A 22,047-nucleotide genomic window follows, 5' to 3' on the forward strand; every position below is an offset into this window, starting at 1 on the left:
CGGAACCTTGGGCGCTTCCGCCCGCACCCCCACCCGGCCTCTCATTTCAGAATATTGTCGTTGGGAGGCCGGGTGGGGGTGCGGGCCGATGCCGTTTCCGCCTGAAGCGGACAAGCTCTATTTGCCGGCGCCAGGGCGATATTCCGGCTTCCAGCGGTAGAACTCGATCAGGTAGCCGCCCGGATCGAGGACGCGGAATTCCTGGATATCCTTGTGGTCGTTGATCCGACCGAGCGGCCCGCCGCCCTCCGGCTTCACCCATCGGACGCCGTCGATCGCGCTGAACCGCCGATGCCAGTCCTCCAGCGCGTCGGTCTCGATGCTGAGCATCATGCCCTTGTCCTCGACCGGGCGCATCAGCCCCTTGCTGCCGTCGACCAGCGCCAGCTGCATGCCGTCGCCGATCGCGAGGATGACCACCCAGCCATCGTCGTACAGCGGCTTGAAGCCGACCTGGCCGACATACCAGCGGCGTGCCGCCGCCAGGTCCTTGTAGTAGAAATTGGGAACGATGGCGTTGACCGCCGGCAGGGCGCCCGGCGGCGCGGCCGGGAGTGCCGCCGGCACCACCAGCAAGGCGGCTGCCGCCAACAGGATTCCATGCGCGGCGCGCGTCTTCACCCTATCGTCCTCCCGCCGGCGGCACCCGGCCGACCATCAGCAGGCCGGTTCCAGTTCCTTCTTCTGCGACATGTCGTCCGGGTTCATGTTCCAGACCGACAGCTCCACCTCGATGCCGTTCGGATCGAGCGCCGAGATGCTGGTCAGGATCTCGTGGGCGATGGTGTTGTACGGGATCCCGCGCGCCTCCGCCCGCTGCCGGAAACCTTCATATTGCTCGTGGGTGATCGTCACCGCGAAATGATGGATGCCGCCGACCCCCTTCGCCGCCTTGTCCTTCGTATCGGCGAGGCAGAGGAAGGCGAGCAGCTCATTGCGGCCAAGATCGAAGAAGATCATCGTCGATTGCGGCTCGTGATCGAGCGGGCGGATGCGCAGCAGCTTCAACCCGACGACCTTGGTGTAGAAATCGATCGTTTCCTCGATCCGGTCGGTGACGAAGGCGATGTGGTTGATGCCGGCGGCCTGCGTCTCGATATCGCTGTATTCGGCGCTCTTGATATACTTCTCGATCAGCCTTTCGCGATTTCTCTCGGCTTCTTCGGCAGTAACGGGCATTTTCAATCCTTCCCCACAGTCACGAGATTGCAAGACATCCTATCGCGCAAGAAGGGGCGCAGCCCTCCCCGCACGAGGAGCACCATTTCCTGTCCCCGTCGATCCTACGATACTCGCCGCCGAACAAGACATCCGGCCCGGGGGCCTGGCAATATTTGCCGGCAACGAATCGGTATGCGATCACATCGTCGCTAATACGTCATTTCTAAAATTGGATCCAATTTTTGTCAAGCCCGTTCCTGCGCTTCCGCACCCGGCGCGGACGGGGCGGCGGCAGCGGGCAGCGCAACCAGATCCGTGCGGATCGTGCGAGCAGCCAGGCAATAATGGATGCCGGCCCAGACGTGCATCAGCACCGTCGCGATCAGCGCATAGCGCAGGCCGATGAAGGAGGAGAGCCGGCAGGCGGGATCGTCGCTGAGCGCCGCGCCGACGCAGCGCAGCGCGAAATCGCCCGGATCGACATGGCTGGCGACCGCGTCGCTCAGCACGCCGGTGACGACCGGGCCGATGCCGGCGCCGGCGATCGCGACGAGGATCGAAAGCGTCGCCACCGCCGAGGCGCGCATCCGCGCGTCGACCAGATTGTGCAGCGTACCCCAGCTTGGCCCGGTATAGACCAGCATGCAGATATTGCCGACCGCGAAGCAGACGATGAACGGGACGACGCCGGCCTGTAGCAGCCCGACCGCGAAAGCGGGGCCGGCAACGAACATCGAGGCGGCCGGCACCCACATGTAGAAGCGGGCGTCGTTGCGCGCGAGCCGATCGCTGATGAAGCCGCCGGCGAGCGTGCCGACCAGCGCGCCTGCCCCCGCCAATATGCCGAGGATCCAGCCGACCTCGCCGATCGTCAGGCCAAACGCGCCGCGCAGCAGATACGGCGCGGTGAAGGATCCGGCGCCGGCCCAGGCCGCCGTGGTCAGGCTCCAGCCGATCGCCATGTGGACGAATGTCGGGCGGGCAAGCAGGTGACGCAGAACGGCCGAATAGGCCGGGAGCCCGCCGGAGGACGGCGGATCGAACCGGCCGCGCGGCGGCTCCGGCACGGTAAAGCGCGCGATCAGGGCAACGAGAATGCCGGGCGCGCCGACCGCGACGAACGCCCATCGCCAGCCGACCTGCTGCGCCAGATAGGCGCCGCCGAGCAGGCCGAACAGCGTGCCGATCGGGATGGCGAGGCTGTAGAGCGAGGCGGCGGTGGCGCGGCGGTTCGGCGGGAAGCTGTCCGCGATCAGCGAATGGGCGCAGGGGTGGCAGGCCGCCTCTCCGCCGCCGACGCTGGCGCGGGCGACCACCATCTGCGCGAAGTTGGAGACGGCGCCGGACAGGGCGGTGGCGCCGGACCAGAAGATCAGCGCGCCGGACAGGATCTTGACGCGGCTGAACCGTTCCGCGAGCCGGGCGGCGGGCAACGAGAAGCCGCCATAGAAGAAGGCGAAGGCGGCACCGCCGAGCAGGCCGAGCTGAAAGTCGTTCAGGTGCAGATCCTGCCGGATCGCCTGCGACAGGATGGCGAAAATGCCGCGATCGACCATCGCCAGGAAGTAGATGGCGGTCAGGATGGCGACGAGATATTTCGCCCGCGCGTCCGGCCGCCAGTCCGCCGTATCGCCCGCCGGCGCGCCGACCGCGCTCACCGCCGCTGATCCGAGGCGTCGCGCATCACTGCCCCGGCGTCAGGTAGCGGTCGAAGAACTCGACCATCTTGTTGAACGAAAACAGGGTGTAATCCTGGCTCTGCGTGTCCCAGCTATGATCGCTGCCCGGCAGCGCGACCAGCTCGAACGTCTTTCCGTCCTTGATCAGCCGCTGCATCATCGCCTGGGTGTCGGCATAGAGGACGATGCGGTCCTTGGTGCCGTGGATGATCATCAGCGGCGCCTTCAGCCCCTTGGTATGGTAGAGCGGCGACTGCTGCTCGTAGCGGCCGGGGAAGTCGGCGCCGGTCGGTTCCCCCATCACCCGCATCTGTTCCGGCTCGGCGTGCCACACGTTTGTGGCGGGGGCGCCGGCGATGCCGACGGCGTACAGGTCCGGCTTTCGGTAGAGCGACATCAGCGTCATCAGGCCGCCATAGCTGGACCCCCAGATGCCGACCCGTTTCGGGTCGGCCATGCCCTGCGCGACCAGATGGCGGACGCCGCTTTCCAGATCCTCGACGTCGAGCGAGCCGTAGGCGTCCAGGCCCTGGGAATGCGCCCGCCCCTGCCCCCAGCTGCCGCGGATATTGACGTTCAGCAGCATGTAGCCGCGCGCCGCGAGAGTCTGGTCGAGGCCCCAGGTCGGGTGCGCGGTGCGCCCGCCCCACTGGTTGCGGACCGCGTCGCGATAGACCGAGCCAACGATCAGCGGATAGCGCTTCGCCGGATCATAGTTGCGCGGCAGGGTCAGCCGGGCGACCAGCGGCGCGCCGTCGACATGGCTGGGAAAGGTGATGTAGCGCACCGTCGCCCATTGCTGCTGGTCGAAGGCGGGCAGCGGCGAACGGGTCACCCGCGTCGGCTCTGCCACCCGCCGCAGATCCGCCAGATAGAGTTCGGGCGGCGCGTTGTCGTTGGAGAAGCGATCGGCGGCACGGCTGAAGTCGGGCGCGTAGACCGGCTGGTGCGTACCGGCGCCGCTGCTCAGCCGCTCGACCTTTCCGCCGCCCACCGGGACGCGGTAGAATTGCCGGTCGGCGACGTGGGATTCGTTGGCGATAAAGTAGAGCCTGCCATGCGCGGCATCGACGGTGAAGGACGCGATATCCCATTTGCCCGTCGTCAGCCGGCGCGGCTTCTCCCCGGCCCGGCCCTGCAGATAAAGCTGAGAATAGCCGTCGACGTCGGTCAGGATGACCAGCCCCTTGTCGCCCGGCGCCCATTCGACCTGCCAGTTCTGGTCGCTGCGATCGGGGTCGTGGTGGCTGTAGAAGGACTGCCCCTTTCCACTGGCGACGTCGTAGACCAGCACGGCGTGATGCTTGAGCAGGAAATCGCTGGTGTTGGCGAATAGTGCGCGGCCATTCGACGACAGGCCGAAATTCCAGATCGGGTCGAACGGGTTGGCGCGGTCCATCCACCGTGTCGCACCGTCCGCCACGGTAACGACACCGAGCCGGTATTTGGGCGTCGGATCGCCGGGGAACGGGCGGGTCATCCGCTCCATCCGCTCCTCGTCGTCCAACTGGTAATGGAGGTCGTAGAGCCGGACGGCGCTGCTATCCATCTCGACGAAAGCGATCGAGCGGCCGTCCGCCGCCCACCGATATCGATCGACGTTGATGCGGTCGCCGCCGGCCGCGACCTGCCGCGCGACCACGGGCCCGCGCGCCGCCAGGTCGATCACCCACAGCCCGCCGCCGGGGTTGTACATGTGGCCGCTGGGATCGGTCGGGCCGCCGTCGACGAAGGCCAGGTAGCGGCCGTCAGGCGAGCGGCGGAGATCGTGCACGTGGCGGTGCGCATCGGCGATCGGGGTCGACGCACCGTCGGCGCCAACGGTGTAGAGCCGCCCGCCAAGGACATAGGCGAGACGCCCGCCCGGCAGCCATTCGACCTGGGCGATGCCCTGACGCCAGTTGTCGGCAGGCAGCTTCGCCGCCTCGTCGGTCAATCGGCGCTTTTCCCCGGTGACGGTGGAATAGACCCAAAGGTCGCGGAAGCGCAGCCCCTTGTCGTTCCAGACGAAGGCGACCTCCTTGCCGTCGGGCGACCAGACATAGGCTTCGGGCGACGTGCCGGCGATGCTCGGCAGCGCGTAGAGCATGTCGATCGGCAGCGGATCGGACGCCGCCGGGGCGGCGGCGGCCGGCACCTGGGCAAATGCCGCGCCCGGCGCCGACATCAGCGGGACAAGACCGGCGGCGCACGCCGTCACCACCGGCAGACGCCATCCGCGCAACATCTTCATCACCCGCTCCCCTCCATACGACACCGCCGGCCGGTGGCGGCGGGCCGGGGCGGCGCCGGTACGATGGCGCATTCCCCTGCCCGGAACAATGGCGGGCCGGCGTCCCCGCGCGAGAAAGCCGGCCTGCCGACCATCAGAAGTCGATCTGGGCGCTGACGAACAGGAAGCGACCCAGCGCGTCGTAGTATGCGGGGAAGGTGTTGAGGTTACCGCCGAATTCGCTGGTTGCCTGCGAAGTGAGCGGCGGAGAACGGTCAAGCAGGTTGTTGATGCCGGCGCGCAGCGTCATCTTCTCCGTCGCGTACCAGGCGGCGGACAGATCGAAGTAGCTCTGCGCCGGCAGCTTGTAGTCGACCTGGGCGAAGCTGCCCTGCAGCGCGGCCTGCCCGCTGCTGCGCGCGATCTTGACCGTGTCGATGTAGCGCCAGGTCAGGGTGAAGCCCAGATCCCACGGCGTGTCCCAGGTAGTGGCGAAGACGTGGCGCCACTTGGGATGCGGCGATCCGCACAGGAAGGCATAGTAGCCGGCGCAATTGTAGGTTTCGGCAGCGCTCGACGACGGCAGCGGCTTGGTCGTGAACTTGTCGACATAGGTGCCGTTCAGGCTGAACGACAGCCGGCCGAGGTCGTTGCCGAACACCCTTTCGGTCTCAAGCCGATAATTGAGGGCGACGTCGACGCCCGCCGTCCGCAGCGACCCGGTATTGACGTTGACCGTCTTGAAATAGGAGTCGTCAGTGGCGTGGAGCGTGCCGCCCTGGCCACGGTGGATCAGGCTGCAGAAATACGGATCGCCGGTGTTGAGGCACTGGGCAAGCGCCAGGACCGGCGCGACGCGGCCGATCAGGTTGGTCACCTTGATGTCGAAATAGTCGAGCGACGCGGTGAAGCCGGGGATGAACGACGGTTCGAACACGGCGCCGAGCGACTTGGTCTTGCCGGTTTCCGGCTGCAGATCGGGGTTGCCGCCGTTCAGCGCGCCGAAGAAGTTATAGTCGGCGATATTGCCGTATTGCGCGGCGGTCACCCCGGTGCGGGCGCACTGTTCGAACGTGGCGAACGGCGTCGGGCCGGAGCACGGATCGTAGGTGCCATTGGCGTTGATCGGCAGCTGGATGCTGTTTTGCGGCCGGATCTGCGGCGCGTAGAGTTCGATCAGGTTCGGGGCGCGGACGGCTCGCTGATAGCTGGCGCGGAAGCGCAGGTCGCGCACCGGCGACCAGTTGACGCCCAGCTTGTAGGTGTCGGTGCTGATCCCGCCCTTGTACTTCGAATAGCGGTAGGCGCCTTCCACCGACAGCAGCTTGAACAGCGGCGCGTCCTCGACCAGCGGCAGCGTCACTTCGCCGAAGAATTCCTTGACGATCGCCTTGCCGGAAATCGGGAAATCCTCCTTGCCGTCGATATATTCCTTGTCCGGATTGGAGTTCAGCGTGTTCTTGCGATATTCGCCGCCGAAGGCGATCGCCATCGCGTTGTTGGCAAGCGGCGACTTGATACCGTATTCGCCGAGATCACCGTTGACCGCGAACACCAGGTCGAGCTGGCCGGCGTCGCCGGTCGCGGTCATGATCGCGTTGACATACTTCGCCGCCGCCGCCGACGGGCCGGCGTCGGAGAAATAATCGAGCGGCTGGCAGGCGGGATCGTCGTTCTGCGACAGCGAGTCGGCATTGATCGCGCAGACCGGCTGCCCGAACGTCGCCGCGAGCGGCGCGCCGAGCGCATCGACCCGGCGGTCAACGACGGCGAACAGCGCGGTCGAGATGCGCTGTTGCGACGGCATGCCGAGCAGCACGCGCGACTGATGGACGTTCGCATAGCTGGCCGAGAAATCATATTCGAACGGGCCAAACAGCTTGCCGCGCAAGCCGCCGACCATGCGGAACGAAGTGAGCGTGACCTGCTCGTCGCGGAAATTATTCTCCGGCGTGCGCTTGTTGAGGAAGACTCCGGTCGCGATCGACGCCGGCCCGAGATAGGCGCCGGTCACCGGATCGTAGTTGCTGGCGGTGCTCAGCCCGCGGCTGGTGCACAGGAAATCCGCCTCCTGCGCGCTGAAGAACGGGTTGTCGCAATTGAAGCCGCCGTCAGTCAGGCTGATCGCGTTGCGTTGCGCCGCACCCGGCGCCTCCAGCCCGCCGGAATGATCGCGGGTAAAGCCGAATTCGATATACGGGGTGAAATGTTCGTTGACCTCGAAATGGGCGAGGCCGCCGAACATGTAGCGCTCGTCGGGCCGCTGCAGCCGGCCGCCGTTGACGTCGTTATAGGTGTCGACCAGCGAATTGCGCGGCACGAATTCGTTGTTGAGCACGCGGAACTGCGACAGCAGATTCGGCGCGCCCGTGTTGACGAAGCTGGCCGGCGTGTCGACCGGCGAGGGGTTGCAGGTATATTCCTGGCCGCCCGACGCGGCGCCGATACGGCACGAGGCATAGTCGCGCCGTTGCGCGTAGACGCCGTTGATCTTGCGATAGCTGCCGTACAGGGTGACGTTGCCCCGGCCGTCGTCGAAATTGGCGCCGGCGACCAGCGAGTAGGTCTGGCTCAGCCCGTCCATCGTGCTGCCGGTCGGCGTCGGGAACTCGCCGGGGTTGGCGGTCTCGAACCGGTCGAGGATCGAGCGCATCATCTTGTTGCGGTTGTTGTGCTGGAAGCCGCTGATCGTGGCGTTGACGCGCAGCCCCTCGAAATCGTCGATCAGGTTGAAGTTGACGACGCCGGCGAGCGCGTCGGACCCGTAGACCGCCGAGGCGCCGCCGGTCAGCACCTCGATGTTCTTGATCAGCGGATTGGGGACGAGATTGACGTCGGCCGGCACGTCCTTGACCGAACCGTAAGGCAGGCGGCGGCCGTTTATCAGCACCAGCGTGCGGTCGGCGCCAAGGCCGCGCAGATCAATCTGGGCAGTGCCGACGCGGCCGCGATTGGTAAAGTTGCCGCCCTTTGCCGCCTGCACCTGCGGCAGGCGGTTGACCACGTCCTCGACGCGCTCGACACCGCGCGCCTGGATCGCGCCGATGTCGACCTGGGTGACCGGGCTGATGCTTTCGAGATTGGCCTGGCGAATGCGCGAGCCGGTGACGATGATGTCGCCGCCTTCGCTGGCAGCCGCGGCCCCGGAGGGCGCCGTACCCTGCGCGAACGCAGCCGGAGCCATCAGGCAGCCGAGTGCCGTGGTCGACAGAATGAAGGCCGAATGGATTCTGACATTCTTCATTTCGATCCCCCTCCTCAGGAAGTGCGCGGTCGTACCGAGGCGGCTGCGCCGCCGGAGTCGACCATCTTGTCCCAGCCTTAAGTCCGCACCCGCATACGGCCGAAGCCGTGCGGGCCCGTTCGAAAACCTGATCCGGCGGCAGCATTTGCGCGATGTGATCCCGCGCCATGCCATGACGGATGAATATTGAATATCGGATCCTATTTATTCTGTCAAGCATATGCCGATACGGATGGAAATGCCCGCCACGCAGGCCAGCCAAGCGGCGGCGCGCGGGAATAATTTCTTATTTTATAAAATGTTGGTTGGCCTATAGGTCGGCATCGTGACAGCCGCCGGCCGGCAATTCCGCCATATGACTTGACAAAGGAGGCAGATCGAATATTGGATCCGGTATTCAGATTTAATCGTACAGCCGGGTGGTCCGTGGGGCAATCGCTGATTTCAGTGTCGCAAGTTTCGCTCTGGCAGGCCCGGTGCCCCTCGACCGATCGCGAAGCTCTGGAAGGGCATGTATCCGCGGACATCGCCATCGTCGGCGGCGGCCTGGACGGGCTGGCGCTTGCCCTTCACCTCGCCGAGAGCGGCCGGGCGCCGGTACTGCTCGAAGCCGACACCCTGTGCGCCGGCGCGTCGTCCGCCAGCGCGGGCATCGTCGCGCCGCAGCTTGTCCGCAACCTGCCGAACCAGGTCGCCCGCAAGCTGGGCCAGGCGCCGGCGGAGCGGTTCCTGCGGATGCTGGCGGATGCCGGGCGCTATTGCTTCGCGCTGATCAGCGACCGAAACGGCGGATGCGACGCGATGGCCAACGGCTTCCTCGCCCCGTCATCCGGCGCCGCCGGCCGCGCGCAGGCGGCGGCGGCCATCGAGCAATGGCGCCCGTTCCGCACCGACCTTGCCCTGCTCGACGCGGAAGCGGTCGCGGCGCTGACCGGAACCCGGCGCTACAGCTCCGCCTTGCTCGACCCGACCGGCGGCGCGCTCAACCCCGTCGCCTACGGCCAGTTCATCGCCCGCGAGGCCGAACGGCTGGGCGCGGCGATCCACACCGGCAGCCCGGTTCGGACGATCGAGCGGCATAACGGGCGCTGGCGCGTCACCACCGCCGGCGGATCGATCGAGGCGCGCACCGTGGTGCTGTGCGCCAATGGCGGCAACCGCCTGCTGAACCGCGAGCTGCGCAGCACGATATTGCCGCTGGAGGTATGCCAGGTCGCGACGCAGCCGTTGTCGGCCGCCCAGCGCGCCGCGATCCTGCCGCAGGGGCATGCGCTGACCGATACCGAGGCCAACGTCTTTTCAATCCGCTTCGACGTCGACGGCCGGCTGATCACCGCTCACCCGATGAGCCGCGACCTGCTGTCGCCGGAGTATCTGCACCGCGTCATCAACGACCGGCTGGCGGCGTCGCTGCCAGCCTACGAACCGGTGCCGCTGGAGTTCGCCTGGTCGGGCACCGCCTGGCTGAACAGCAGCCTGCTGCCGCGCGCCGTCCGGCTGGAGGACGACCTGTTCGCGCTGCAGGCGTGCAACGGGCGCGGCATCGCGCTGAGTGGCGTCATTGGCCGCGAGTTCGGCCGCTGGCTGGCATCCGACAGGCGGGAAGCCTGTGCGCTGCCGATCGAGCCGCCCAAGCCGATCCGCGGCTATTTCATCGCGCGGAACGCCCCTAAGCTGATCATGAAGACCAGTCTGGCGGCCCAGCGGCTGCGCCGCGCGCTGGGGGGCGACCAAAGCCACGCCTAGGGAGAATGCCGATGCAGACCGTGATGGCGATCGTCGAAGGCTACCTCCTGCCGCTGTCGCTGTGGATGGTGATGTTCGCGATGGGGCTGTCGCTGCGCGTCGCGGATTTCGCCAAGATCATCATGAACCGCAAGGCGTTCGTGCTCGGCGCCGGCAGCATGCTGCTGCTGGTGCCGGCGGTCGGCGCCGCGATCGCCATTGGCTTCATGCCCACCCCGGCATTGACCATGGGCTTCATCCTGCTGGCGACATGCCCCGGCGGCCTGCTGTCCAACCTGCTGACCGACCTGTCGAAGGGCGACCTGGCGCTTTCGGTGTCGATGAGCCTGTTCACCAGCGTCGTCTACATCTTCACCCTGCCGTTCATCTGCCATTTCGCGCTGATCCTGGTCTATGGCGAGAGCCGGGCGGTCGACGTGCCGTTGCTGTCCTCCTTCTGGCACATCGTCCGGGTGACGGTGATCCCGATCGCCTGCGGGATGGCGGTCAACGCGTGGCGCACCAATTTCGCCACCCGCATCGTGCCGGCGGTGAAGCTGGCCGGCACGACGATGCTGGTGGTGATCTTCGGCCTCATCATAGTCGACAATCTCGACACGCTGCGCGAGGCGCTCGGCCTGGTCCTGACCATGGTCATCGCGATGAACCTCATCAATTTCCTGATCGCGCTCACCGTCTCGACATTGGGCCGGCTGCGGCGCGAGGAACGGATCGCGGTGGTGATCGAGCATCTGATCCGCCAGGAGACGACGGCCATCTACGTCGCGGTCGCCATCCTCGGCCGGTCGGACATGTCCCTGCCGATGATCGTCAACACCTTCGTCGGCATGTTCTTCTGCGTCGGCTTCGTCGCCTACATGAAGCGCCGGGCCGCGCGCGCCGCCGCCCTCGCCGCGTGATCCGGCCGCGGTCATGGCAGCCCGTCCCGCCCGGAGAAGCACGGGCGCGATGGTCCGGCCGGACGCAATATATAACGATCATCATATGATTTGACAAATATATGCCAAGCCATATGGGATCGGGCGTTCAGGTTTTTCGGCCCGAGGGGACGAAAGACCTGCCTGGGCGATGGCCCGCCTTGCCGGCGCCATCCCAACCGCCCGCCCGCCGACCCGGAGGAACACAGAGATGAAATGGCCTGCCAACCGCATCACCAACACGTCGAAGAAGTCGTTCGGCATGTTCGAGAAGGCCCTCGCGATCGAAGCGGCCGGCCATGACCTGATCCACCTGGAATTCGGCAAGCCGCACCACGACACGCCGCAGCATATCAAGGACGGCGCGATCGCCGCGCTGCAGGCGGGCAAGGTCCACTACAGCGACCTGCGCGGCGAGCCGGCGCTTCGCGCGGCGCTGGCCGCCAAGCTGGCGGCGGACAACGCCATCCATGTCGGGCCGGAAGGCATATTGGTCACCAACGGCCTGACCCATGCCGCCTATCTGGCGTTCATGGCGGCGCTCGACGAGGGCGACGAGGTGATCCTGCTCGACCCCTATTACCCGCAGCACATCAACAAGATCGAGCTGGCCGGGGGCGTGCCGGTGATCGCGCCGCTCGACCGCGCCCACGGCTTCGCCATCCGCGCCGACTGGATCGAGCACAAGATCACCGCGCGGACCCGGATGATCGTGCTGGTCAATCCGTCCAACCCGACCGGACGGGTCTACACCCGCGCCGAGCTGGAAGCGGTGGCGGAACTCGCCATCCAGCACGACCTGCTCGTCCTGACCGACGAGGTGTACGAGCACGTCCTCTATGACGGCGCCCACATCAGCATCGCGTCGCTGCCCGGCATGGCCGAGCGCACCCTGTCGCTGTTCGCGTTCACCAAGGCCTACGCAATGGACGGCTGGCGGCTGGGCTATATCGCCGCGCAGCCGGCGATGATCCCGGCGATGCTGAAGATCGCGATGAACGACGTGACCCACGTCAACACCTTCATCCAGTATGGCGCGCTGGCGGCGGTCACCGCCGAACAGGACAGCCGCGACGCGATGGTCGCCGACGATCGGCGCAAGCGCGACTTCGTCGTCCAGCGGATGAACCAGATGCCCGGCGTCACCTGCGCGTCCCCGGAAGCGACGATCTACGCCTTCGCCAACATCGAGGGCACCGGAAAGGATTCGACCAGCATCGCCCTCGATCTGCTCGAGAAGGCGCATGTCGTGGTCGAGGACGGATCCTTCTACGGCGTCGGCGGGCGCGGGCACATCCGTATCTGCTTCGGGTCCGAGCCGATGCCGCGTATAGAACAGGCGATGGACCGGCTGAGCACCTATTTCAACGCCCTGCCCAACGCGGGGGACAAGGCGTGAGCACCGCCGAGCGGGCGATCCGGTTCACCGAAGGCCGGTCCGGCCTGAACGCGCGCTGCCGCCTGCTCGACACGCTGGCGCCGCGGTCCGCCGCCTTCCTGTGGGACCTTGCCGGGACCGGCGCGACCTTTCCGGCGATGCACGCGATCTGGACCGGGCCGGAACTGTCCTGCCCGCTGCCGGCGCCGTCCCTGCCCGCCGGCGTCGACACCAGCCCGGTGCCGCCGGAGAACGCGACGGCGTTCCCCGCCGCCGGCGACGTCGGCATCGCCTGGCTGGCCGAGGGCAGCACCAAGGGGCTGCCGCCGGGCGCGTTCTTCGACATCGGCATCTTCTACGACCAGGGCGGCCGGCTGCTGATGCCGTTCGGCTGGATCCAGGTGAACGTCGCGGCGACGATCCTGCCCGAGGACCTGGCCGAAGCGCGCGCGGCGATCCAGCAAATCCGCCGCAACGGCGCGTGCGATCTGGGCATCGAAAGGCTGTGAGGATGCAAGCCACTGGCTAAGCCGGCGGTTTTTCGTTAGCGTCGCGCCCAGGGCAACGACGCTTCGATTCCGCGCACTATCGGGAGTTTCGTCGAACCAGCCTGTGATTTCCACCACGGTTCCTGTACGGAGCAAACTTGAATGCATGACGCGGGCGAAGGCGACTCAGGGCGAATTCAGACGACCGAAAAGCTCGAGCGCTCGACGACTTCCGCGGACGTCGCGCGTGTCCTGCGACGCCGGATCCTGGAAGGGCGCTATGGCGAGGAGCAGTTCATCCGCCAGGACGTGATCGCCACCGAACTTGGCGTCAGCCGCATTCCGGTTCGCGAGGCGCTGGCCCAACTGGAAAGCGAGGGGCTGGTGATCCGCGAGAAATATCGCGGCGCGATCGTCCCCAAGCTGTCGCTGTCGGAGATCGAGGAGATCTACGAGTTGCGCGGGATGATCGAGCCGTATCTGCTCGCTCATGCGATCAGCAACATCACCCCCCGCCAGGTCCGGCAACTGCGCGAGATCATCACCCGATCGATGGCGACCGACCTCGTCGCCGACTGGGCGGGCCTGAACGTCGACTTCCACCGCAAGCTGTACGAGGTCGCGGGCAAGCCGCTGACCCTGCAGGTGCTGGACAACCTGCTGATCCGCGCCGACCGCTACCTGAAGCTGCAGAACTTCAACTCGCTTGCCACCAAGAACGAGAGCGACGCCGAGCACGCCCGCATCCTCGACCTGGTCGAGAAGCGCGACGTCAAGGCGGCGACGGCGGCGCTGCGCACCCACATCCGCTGGAATGCGGAAGACGTGCGCCAGAGCATCGCGCCGGGCCGGGCCACCAAGACGGGATAAAGCCGTCGGCGGCGGGCGCACCGCTTAGGACGGATCGCCATTTAGCCCTGACGGCCTGCAAATGGTGGCCCTCCGCGCTTCCGGTGCTCACGGACTATAAGTCCGCTGCGCTCCGGGTCACGGAAAACCACCATTTTCGGCTCGTCATCTTCTGAATGCCAATCCGTCCTAGACGATGTTGAATATCCGCCGGGCGTTCTTGTGGAGGATGTTTTCCGCCATCGCGGCAATGTCGCTCTGCAGCCAGCCGAAGCTGTCGCGATATTCGCTGAGCACCTTGGCGAGGACGGCGCGGCTGTTCCACGCGCAATAGCCGATCTCTTCGGGCACGGTGTTGGCGTCGCTGCCGTGCATGATCTTTTCCGACGGCCCGAGGGACAGCAGCGTCCGATAGACGTCGAGCAGCGCGCCCGGATATTTGGAGAAGAAGGACACGTCGACGAAGACGTTGGCGAACTGGCTGACGAACGCGCCGACGATGTGATGGGCGGGGTAGCCGGCATGGATCAGGACAAACTCGGTCCGCGCCTTCTGAATGTCGGGATCGACGAACACGGCATAGAGCGGCCGCGGATCGTTGTAGTCGACGCGCAGCGACGGATGGAGCGCGACGGCGAGGTGAATGATCATCGGCCGTTCGAGCGCGCCCGCCTTCATGTAGATGCGCTTCAGCAGGAAATCTTCGTAGGCGGTCAGCGCCGCCGCCGCCGTGGCGTCGCGCGGACGGGCGGCATCGCTGGTGGTGCCGCCGAGCAAGGGCGGCGGACTGCGATCGTCGCGCGGGCCCCCGGCGTTCGCCGCGGGCGCGCGGAGAAGCTGGAACGCCGCGTCGGCGGCGCGAATGTCGACCTGGCTCAGCGCCTGCGAGCGCTGGTAGGACAGCATGCTCTTGAATCCCCGGCAGCCGTTGGCGACGGCCTGCTCCATCGCCTGCTCGATGGCGGCGGCGACATCGGCGATGCTGGTCAACCCGCGCTCGATGGCCCAGGCCGGCTTGATCATGTCGGTGGCCAGCGTCGTCCACACGTACCGGCCCGCCGGGATCAGCGTGTCGGGCGCGGCCGGCGTCGGTTCCGCCGCCTGGAGAACCACGGTCGACACCCGTTCCCGGTCGAGCACGGACTGGATGTAGCGGCGGAAATCGGCGTCGCTGCCGATATGCTTCGACGTGACCGAATCGAAGCCGGCCATCGTCGGCGGCACGCCGTAGGTGCGCGCGATATAGTCGAAATAGCCGATACGGCGCGGCGCGGTCCACACCTGCCGCTCGCCACCGGCCTGAGTGTAGGCGGCCAGCGCATCGCGGCCAGGATAGTCTCCGGGTGGAACGGCAAGGCCACCGAACTCCGCCGCCTGGCGCGCATAGGATTGTGAAATCAGCGCCCGCTTCAGCGGATGCATATGGGTGTCGACGACGTCGATCTGCGACAGGTCGAGGCTGCCGGCCATCGGCTTGAGCTTCGCAGGCGCCTCGGCGCCACGCGCAACCCCGGCCATGGCGAGCAGCGCGGCCCCGCCGGCCGCGCCGATGAAGCGGCGGCGGGAAGCCCGCCCCGTCGCCTCGGCAAGCGTCGCTGGGGGCAATCGGCTGGTCATGGCTATCCCTTCCTGTCGATCCTCGAACGGCTATCCGTCCTCGTGCTACAAGTCAATATTGGATCCAATATATAATGTTCTTGACGATTGAAGCTGTCCGGGCGATCATTCCGTTGCCGCTCTCTCCAATTTTGGACGGGTCATGCGATTCTTTCTGGCCAGCCTGCTGACGCCGTTGCGTACCCGCCCGGCAGGCGCCGCGGCGGCCCGCCCTTTGCGTTCCGACGTGCCCATCCTGCTTTCCGGCGGCGAGACAATTACAGATCACCCAAGGGAGACTCTGCAATGGCAACCTTAACCGCAACGGCGCTTGCCCTGCTGGCCGGCATCGGCCTGGCTACCGGCGCCGCCGCCCAGGCGCCCGCCAACTTCGGGCCGGACGCCCCGCCCTTTGCCCCGAAGGCGCCGATCGCGATCGTCGGCGGCACCCTGATCGACGCGACCGGCGCCCCGCCTAAGACCGGCTATACGGTGCTGATCGAGGGCAACAAGATCGTCAAGGTCGCGCCAAGCGCCGAGGTCGCCGTTCCCGCCGGCGCGCGCACGATCGACGCCAGCGGCATGACGGTGATGCCCGGCCTTATAAGCTCCAACCAGCACATCCAGCTCAACCCGCTGCACCCGGCGCCGGCCGCCGACCTGCCGCTCGACGAGATCAAGGCGCGCTGGGAGGGCAATTTCGCGCAGATGCCGTACAAGTCGTACGTCTACCTGATGCAGGGCGTGACCAGCATGCGCCAGACCAGCGGGCCGTGGAAGCGGATCCTGCCGGTCAAGAAGCGCATCGACGCCGGCGAGATTCCGGGCCCGCGCATCTTCCTGGGCGGCGCGCTGCTGATGAGCCCGCAATTCTTCAAGCACTACATCACCAAGAACCGCACCCCGGCCGACGCCGTCGACTGGATGCGCAACGACTTCGCCTATTTCGTTCTCGATGATATCGAGAAGGACACCGATCAACTGCTCGGCGCGGATTTCAACTACTGGAAGCTGCTGCTGAGCGACGAGGAGTTCGACGGCAAGAACGACTTCACCGACGCGCAGATCCGGCGGATCATCGACAAGGGCCATGCCGCCGGCAAGAAGATCGACATCCATGCGAATTCGACGCCGAAGGGCTTCGAGCGACTGCTGAAATTCAATTTCGACACGCTGGAGCACCCGTTCGAATCGAGCTTCCTGCTCGACGAGAAGACGATCGAAGGCTTCGCCAAGAAGGGGGTGATCGTCGACACGCTGCTGCGCGTCCGCGTCGCCGGACCGGAACACGCGATGAATCCGAACCGGTTCAACGAGACCGATTACATCATGTCGTCGACGCCGGAGGATTACCGCACCCTGATGACCTACCGCGACCGGATGCTCTACAACAAGCGCAATCCGGACCATCGCGGCCTGGCGATCTACCAGCCGCGTGCCTCGCAGAGCGACATGTTCGGTCAGGACGGCCCGTCGCTGAACGACCAGATGAAGGCGCGTGAGACCGCCCGTCAGAACATGCGCAACTTCATCAAGCACAAGGTGAAGTTCTCGATGGGCACCGACGCCACCGCCTTCCTGAACTTCCAGCAGGACGACCCCAACGCCACCGAGATGGAATATATGGTGGAAATGGGCATGACGCCGATGGACAGCATCATCGCCTCCACCCGGATCGGCGCCGAGGCGCTCGGCCTGCTCGACCAGCTCGGCACGATCGAGGCCGGCAAGCTGGCCGACGTCATCGTCGTCGCCGGCGACCCGCTGAAGTCGATGGACGCGATGAAGCGCGTCGCCGTCGTCATCAAGGACGGAGTGCGTTACAAGTGAAGGGGATAGGGCCGGCCGTCGCGCTGGCTCTCGCCGCCGCCATTACGGCGCCGGCGGCGGGCCAGACCGCGACCTACGAGACGTCCGACGACATCCGCCGCGTGCTGGTGCCGCCGGTCGACCGGGAGCATATGCCGGCCCTGGTCATTACCGGCGCGACCCTGCTCGACGGCCGGGGCGGCGCCCCGGTCGCCGACGCGGTGATCGTGATGCGCGGCGACCGGATCTTCGCCGCGGGGCCGACGGCGTCGATCCCGGTCCCGGCCGATGTCGCCCGGACGGTCGACGCGCGCGGCCTGTACGTCATGCCCGGCCTGATCGACCTGCACCTGCACGTGACGTCGCAGCGGGGCGACGATTTCGGCCGCTATCCGGACAGCGACGCCGCCGCCGCGATCCGGGCGACAGTGCTCGCCGCGTCGGCGATCAAGGCCGGGATCACCGCGATCCGCGACCCGGCGACGATCGGCGACGTCGCGCTGCGGATGAAGGAGGCGGTCCAGCGCGGCATCGTCGTCGGCCCGCGCATCCTGTGGTCGGGGGCGATGATCGCCACGACCGGCGGCCATGGCGACGAGATCACCGGCACCGCCACCGGCCGCTTCAAGCCCGACGTGCCAAACAGCCGCACCGTTACCGCCAACGGGCCGTGGGAATGGCGCCAGGCCGTGCGCAGCCAGGTCCGCCGCCAGGTCGACTGGGTGAAGGTATCGGCGCCGTTCGAGCGCGAGGAGATCGCCGCCGCCGTCGACGAGGCCCATCGCGAGGGGCTGCGCGTCGCGATCGACAGCTTCGGCGAATATAGCGAGTGGGCGGTCGCGGCCGGCGTCGACAGCCTGGAGCATACGCTCGACATGTCGGACGCGACGGTGACGCTGATGGCGAAGCACAAGACCGGTTTCGTCCCGACGCTGACCGCGTTCCGCAACCTGCTGACCCGCGGCTATCCGCCGGCGGGCATTCCGGCGGGCGCCTTCTACTACACCTTCTCGCGCCGCTATCCGATCGACTTCCAGGCCAACCTGCGTCACGTCCGCGACGCATACAAGGCGGGCGTCCGCATCGGCGTCGGTACCGACATTCCGTTCGAGAACGAGCGGCTGTATCCCGCCTCCTATCACGAGGAGCTGGGCTATCTGCACGAGGCGGGGCTGTCCAACAAGGACGTGCTGGCATCGGCCACCCGGATCGGCGCCGACATATTGGGCATGGGCGACAAGCTCGGCACGATCGAGGCCGGCAAGATCGCCGACCTGATCGTCCTCGGCGGCAACCCGGAGCAGGACCTGTCCGCGCTCAAGGACGTCCGCTACGTCGTCGCCGGCGGCAAGGTGGCAGTGTCGCCGGACTGAGCGCCGGCCCGCGTCAATCCTCCAGCGTTCCGAAGCCAGCGACGGCGGGAACCAGATGCTCAACCTGGGGCGGCGCGGCGAAATGGCTCGCCACCAGTTCGCGCCACCGCGCGAAGGCGGGCGAGGCGCGGAAGGCCATATGGTCGGCGACCTCGTCCCAGCGGGCGAGCAGCACGTAGGTGCGATGTTCGACCGATCGGTCGAGCCGGACCGCCTGGCAGCCCGGCACCGTGCGGAACAGCGGCACCGCCTGCGCGAAGGCGGCTTCGAACGCGGCCTCCGCACCGGGCCTTATCGTAATCAACGCATGCTCCAGAACGCTCATCGTGCCACCCCATCTTACGCCGGCGCGCGGCAGCGCCTGCTTCGGCCGATCCTAAAGGCCGATCCGCGCAAGTGGAAGCGGTATCAGGCTTTTCCCGCGCCGCCGCCCCACGGAAACCGGCATTTTTCGGGACGGAGTTGCCTGGCCGTCGGGCCGGATGCGCGGTTCGGCGATGGACAAAGCGGGCCCGGTACCGGAAATGGGGGGCAAGGGCGAAGGGGAGTCGCGTCGCGCCGCGACGACCGGCCCGGGCAAAGACAAGGGCGACGATGCAATTTGACCTGACTGACGAGCAGCGCGCGATCCAGGACATGGCACGCAAGTTCACCGCCGACGCGATCACCCCGCACGCGGCGGAATGGGACGAGAAGCACATCTTCCCGCGCGAGACGGTGAAGGCGGCGGCGGAGCTTGGCTTCGGCGCGATCTACGTATCGGAGGCGAGCGGCGGCATCGGCCTCGGCCGACTGGAGGCGGCGCTGATCATGGAGGCGATGGCCCATGGCTGCCCGGCAACCAGCGCGTTCATCTCGATCCATAACATGGCGTCGTGGATGATCGACCGTTACGGATCGCAGGCGGTGAAGGACGCCTATCTGCCCTCGCTGGTCGGTTGCGAGCGGATCGCGTCCTATTGCCTGACCGAGCCGTCGTCCGGTTCGGATGCCGCGGCGCTGCGGACACGGGCCGAACGCGACGGCGACCATTATGTCGTCAGCGGATCGAAAGCCTTCATTTCCGGCGGCGGGGTCAACGACATCTATGTGACGATGGTCCGCACCGGCGAGGACGGGCCGAAGGGCATAAGCTGCCTGGTCATCGAGAAGGACATGCCGGGCGTCAGCTTCGGCGCGCAGGAGCGGAAGCTCGGCTGGCACGCCCAGCCGACCGCGCAGGTCAATTTCGACGGCGTGCGCGTGCCCGTCGCCAACCGGATCGGCGGCGAAGGCGAAGGCTTCCGCATCGCGATGGCCGGGCTGGACGGCGGCCGGCTGAACATCGGCGCCTGCTCGCTGGGCGGGGCGCAACGCGCCCTGGACGACGCGATCGCCTATACCCGCGAGCGCCGCCAGTTCGGCAAGGCAATCGCCGATTTCCAGAACACCCAGTTCACCCTGGCCGACATGGAGACCGAATTGCAGGCGGCGCGCACCCTGCTTTACGCCGCCGCGGCGCGGGTGACAGAGAATGCGCCGGACAAGACCAAGTTCGCGGCGATGGCCAAGCGGCTGGCGACCGACACCGGATCGGCGGTGGTCGACCGGGCGCTGCAACTGCACGGCGGCTACGGCTATCTGCAGGATTATCCGGTCGAGCGCTTCTGGCGCGACCTGCGCGTCCACCGCATTCTGGAGGGGACCAACGAGATCATGCGGATGATCGTCGCCCGGGAGTTGCTGCGCCAATGACCGCCGACGTGCTGATCGAGAAGGACGGCGGCGTCGGCCGCATCCGGCTGAACCGGCCGAAGGCGATCCACGCGCTGAACCTGGCGATGTGCGAGACGATGATTGCCGCGCTGCTGCGCTGGCGCGACGACCCGGCGGTGCGGCTGGTGACCATCGACCATGCCGAGGGGCGCGGATTCTGCGCCGGCGGCGACATTCGCATGATCGCCGAGAGCGGCAGCGGCGACGGCGCGGAAGCGGCGCGGTTCTTCCGCACAGAATACCGGCTGAACCATCTGCTGTTCACTTACGGCAAGCCGATCATCGCGTTCATGGACGGGATAACGATGGGCGGCGGCGTCGGCCTGTCGCAGCCGGCGCGCTACCGCGTCGCCACCGAGCAGACACGCTATGCGATGCCGGAAAGCGGCATCGGCCTGTTCCCCGACGTCGGCGGCGGCTGGTACCTGTCGCGGCTGCCGGGGCGAACCGGCGTGTTCCTGGCGCTGACCGGCGCGCGGCTCGACGGTGCCGAGTGCATGGCGCTGGGCCTCGCCACCCACTACATCCCGTCCACCGCACTGGCGGCAGTCAAGCAGCGGCTGGCTGCCGCGCCGGACGATGCCGCCGCGATCCTAGCCGAGGCGACGGTGGCGCCACCGCCGGCGCGCATCGCCGACCGGCGCGAAACAATCGACCGGCTGTTCGCCGCAGAGCGGTACGAGGATATTCTGGCGGCGCTGAAGGCGGACGGGTCCGAATGGGCCAGAACCGAGCTGGCGACACTGGCGACCAAGAGCCCGCAAACCTGCAAGGTATCGCTGCGGCTGCTCGCCGAGGCGCGCGAACGCCACAACTTCGCCGAGGAGATGACGGTCGAGTACCGCATCGCCACCCGCATCTGCCGCCGGCCCGATTTTCTGGAAGGGGTGCGCGCACTGATCATCGACAAGGACAATGCGCCGCGCTGGAACCCGGCAACCCCGGAAGGGGTGACCGACGCGCTGGTCGATTCGTTTTTCGCACCATTGCCGGCCGACCAGGAATGGACGCCGCTGTAGGACAGGAGTGACGGGCATGGCGAGTTACGAGACGATACTGGTCGAGACGCGGGGGGCGGTGACGCTGATCACCCTGAACCGCCCGCAGGCGCTGAACGCGCTGAACGCGCAGGTGTTGGCCGATCTGATCGCCGCCTTCGCCGCCTATGACGCCGACCCGGAGCAGCGCTGCGCGGTGCTGACCGGCAGCGAGAAAGCGTTCGCCGCCGGCGCCGACATCAAGGAAATGCAGCCGATGGGCTTCGCCCGCGTCTATGGCGAGAACCTGTTTGCCGGCTGGGAACGGGTGACGGCGACGCGCAAGCCGTGGATCGCCGCCGTCGCCGGCTTTGCGCTGGGCGGCGGCTGCGAGTTGGCGATGATGGCCGATTTCATCATCGCGGCGGACAGCGCGAAATTCGGCCAGCCGGAGATCAAGCTTGGCGTCGCGCCGGGCATGGGCGGATCGCAGCGCCTGACCCGCGCCGTCGGCAAGGCGAAGGCGATGGAGATGTGCCTGACCGGCCGGTTCATGGACGCCGCCGAGGCGGAGCGCGCCAGCCTGGTGTCGCGCGTCGTCCCCGCCGCCGAACTGATCGCCGAGGCGCTGAAGACAGCCGAGGCGATCGCGGCGATGCCGCCGCTCGCCGCGATCGCCAACAAGGAAATGGTCAACGCCGCGTTCGAAACCGGGCTTGGCATGGGCATTCAGTTCGAACGGCGGCTGTTCGCCGGGCTGGCGGCGACCGAGGACAAGGCGGAAGGGATGACAGCCTTTGTCGAGAAGCGCAAAGGCGAGTGGCGCGGGCGATAGACCCGGCATCATATGGGTTGACGGTACA

17 protein-coding genes are annotated in these 22,047 nt (G+C 66.9%); 10 read left to right on the forward strand and 7 right to left on the reverse strand.

The features are described from left to right. Positions 1 to 117: 117 nt before the first annotated feature. The 5 genes from E4A53_RS01340 to E4A53_RS01360 form a co-directional block, all read right to left on the reverse strand. Positions 118 to 591: a VOC family protein gene (locus E4A53_RS01340; protein WP_239018080.1), complete on the reverse strand. Its 474-nt coding sequence runs from the start codon at positions 589 to 591 to the stop codon at positions 118 to 120. Positions 592 to 657: 66 nt separating this feature from the next. After that, positions 658 to 1,179, reverse strand: a complete 522-nt coding sequence (locus tag E4A53_RS01345) for a VOC family protein (protein ID WP_136161301.1) — start codon at positions 1,177 to 1,179, stop codon at positions 658 to 660. A gap of 227 nt (positions 1,180 to 1,406) precedes the next feature. Beyond that, positions 1,407 to 2,819, reverse strand: coding sequence for a spinster family MFS transporter (locus E4A53_RS01350; RefSeq protein WP_136161302.1), 1,413 nt, complete (start codon positions 2,817 to 2,819; stop codon positions 1,407 to 1,409). 25 nt (positions 2,820 to 2,844) lie between these two features. Beyond that, a complete protein-coding gene (locus tag E4A53_RS01355) occupies positions 2,845 to 5,073 on the reverse strand; it encodes a S9 family peptidase (RefSeq protein ID WP_206366185.1) in 2,229 nt (742 codons plus the stop codon). A gap of 133 nt (positions 5,074 to 5,206) precedes the next feature. Beyond that, a complete protein-coding gene (locus E4A53_RS01360; RefSeq protein ID WP_168694274.1) occupies positions 5,207 to 8,296 on the reverse strand; it encodes a TonB-dependent receptor domain-containing protein in 3,090 nt (1,029 codons plus the stop codon). Between the two features lie 447 nt (positions 8,297 to 8,743). Here E4A53_RS01360 and E4A53_RS01365 point away from each other — a divergent pair, with 447 nt between their 5' ends. From E4A53_RS01365 to E4A53_RS01385, 5 genes are all read left to right on the forward strand, one after another. Continuing rightward, positions 8,744 to 10,042: an NAD(P)/FAD-dependent oxidoreductase gene (locus tag E4A53_RS01365; RefSeq protein ID WP_168694275.1), complete on the forward strand. Its 1,299-nt coding sequence runs from the start codon at positions 8,744 to 8,746 to the stop codon at positions 10,040 to 10,042. A gap of 11 nt (positions 10,043 to 10,053) precedes the next feature. Then, a complete protein-coding gene (locus E4A53_RS01370; RefSeq protein WP_168694276.1) occupies positions 10,054 to 10,941 on the forward strand; it encodes a bile acid:sodium symporter family protein in 888 nt (295 codons plus the stop codon). Between the two features lie 229 nt (positions 10,942 to 11,170). Beyond that, positions 11,171 to 12,358 carry a pyridoxal phosphate-dependent aminotransferase gene (locus E4A53_RS01375; protein WP_136161307.1) on the forward strand — a complete coding sequence of 396 codons (1,188 nt, stop codon included), beginning with the start codon at positions 11,171 to 11,173 and terminating at the stop codon, positions 12,356 to 12,358. Beyond that, the gene (locus tag E4A53_RS01380; RefSeq protein ID WP_168694277.1) at positions 12,355 to 12,846 is read left to right on the forward strand and encodes a DUF3830 family protein; all 492 of its coding nucleotides are present in this window, start codon (positions 12,355 to 12,357) and stop codon (positions 12,844 to 12,846) included. Before E4A53_RS01375 ends, E4A53_RS01380 begins: the two co-directional genes overlap by 4 nt. 141 nt (positions 12,847 to 12,987) lie before the next feature. Next, entirely contained in the window at positions 12,988 to 13,695 is a 708-nt protein-coding gene (locus E4A53_RS01385; protein WP_136161309.1) for a GntR family transcriptional regulator, read from the forward strand. Between the two features lie 168 nt (positions 13,696 to 13,863). Here E4A53_RS01385 and E4A53_RS01390 read toward each other — a convergent pair whose 3' ends face one another. Then, positions 13,864 to 15,291 carry an amidohydrolase family protein gene (locus E4A53_RS01390; protein ID WP_136161310.1) on the reverse strand — a complete coding sequence of 476 codons (1,428 nt, stop codon included), beginning with the start codon at positions 15,289 to 15,291 and terminating at the stop codon, positions 13,864 to 13,866. Between the two features lie 285 nt (positions 15,292 to 15,576). Here E4A53_RS01390 and E4A53_RS01395 point away from each other — a divergent pair, with 285 nt between their 5' ends. Together E4A53_RS01395 and E4A53_RS01400 are read left to right on the forward strand one after the other, a co-directional pair. Further along, complete coding sequence (locus E4A53_RS01395) at positions 15,577 to 17,100, forward strand: amidohydrolase family protein (protein WP_136161311.1); 1,524 nt, start codon at positions 15,577 to 15,579, stop codon at positions 17,098 to 17,100. After that, positions 17,097 to 18,452: an amidohydrolase family protein gene (locus E4A53_RS01400; protein ID WP_136161312.1), complete on the forward strand. Its 1,356-nt coding sequence runs from the start codon at positions 17,097 to 17,099 to the stop codon at positions 18,450 to 18,452. The genes E4A53_RS01395 and E4A53_RS01400 overlap by 4 nt, the downstream gene beginning before the upstream one ends. A 13-nt stretch (positions 18,453 to 18,465) precedes the next feature. On the opposite strand, the gene E4A53_RS01405 is transcribed toward E4A53_RS01400, so the two are convergent. Further along, the gene (locus tag E4A53_RS01405; RefSeq protein WP_136161313.1) at positions 18,466 to 18,777 is read right to left on the reverse strand and encodes a putative quinol monooxygenase; all 312 of its coding nucleotides are present in this window, start codon (positions 18,775 to 18,777) and stop codon (positions 18,466 to 18,468) included. A gap of 269 nt (positions 18,778 to 19,046) precedes the next feature. Here E4A53_RS01405 and E4A53_RS01410 point away from each other — a divergent pair, with 269 nt between their 5' ends. From E4A53_RS01410 to E4A53_RS01420, 3 genes are read left to right on the forward strand one after another with little or no spacing between them, the layout of a single operon-like run. Then, a complete protein-coding gene (locus tag E4A53_RS01410; RefSeq protein ID WP_136161314.1) occupies positions 19,047 to 20,186 on the forward strand; it encodes an acyl-CoA dehydrogenase family protein in 1,140 nt (379 codons plus the stop codon). Then, complete coding sequence (locus E4A53_RS01415; protein ID WP_136161315.1) at positions 20,183 to 21,226, forward strand: enoyl-CoA hydratase/isomerase family protein; 1,044 nt, start codon at positions 20,183 to 20,185, stop codon at positions 21,224 to 21,226. Before E4A53_RS01410 ends, E4A53_RS01415 begins: the two co-directional genes overlap by 4 nt. A gap of 16 nt (positions 21,227 to 21,242) precedes the next feature. After that, positions 21,243 to 22,019, forward strand: coding sequence for an enoyl-CoA hydratase-related protein (locus E4A53_RS01420; RefSeq protein ID WP_136161316.1), 777 nt, complete (start codon positions 21,243 to 21,245; stop codon positions 22,017 to 22,019). The last annotated feature ends 28 nt before the right edge of the window (positions 22,020 to 22,047 follow it).

It is taken from the genome of Sphingomonas flavalba, from assembly GCF_004796535.1.
Classification (GTDB): domain Bacteria; phylum Pseudomonadota; class Alphaproteobacteria; order Sphingomonadales; family Sphingomonadaceae; genus Sphingomonas_L; species Sphingomonas_L flavalba.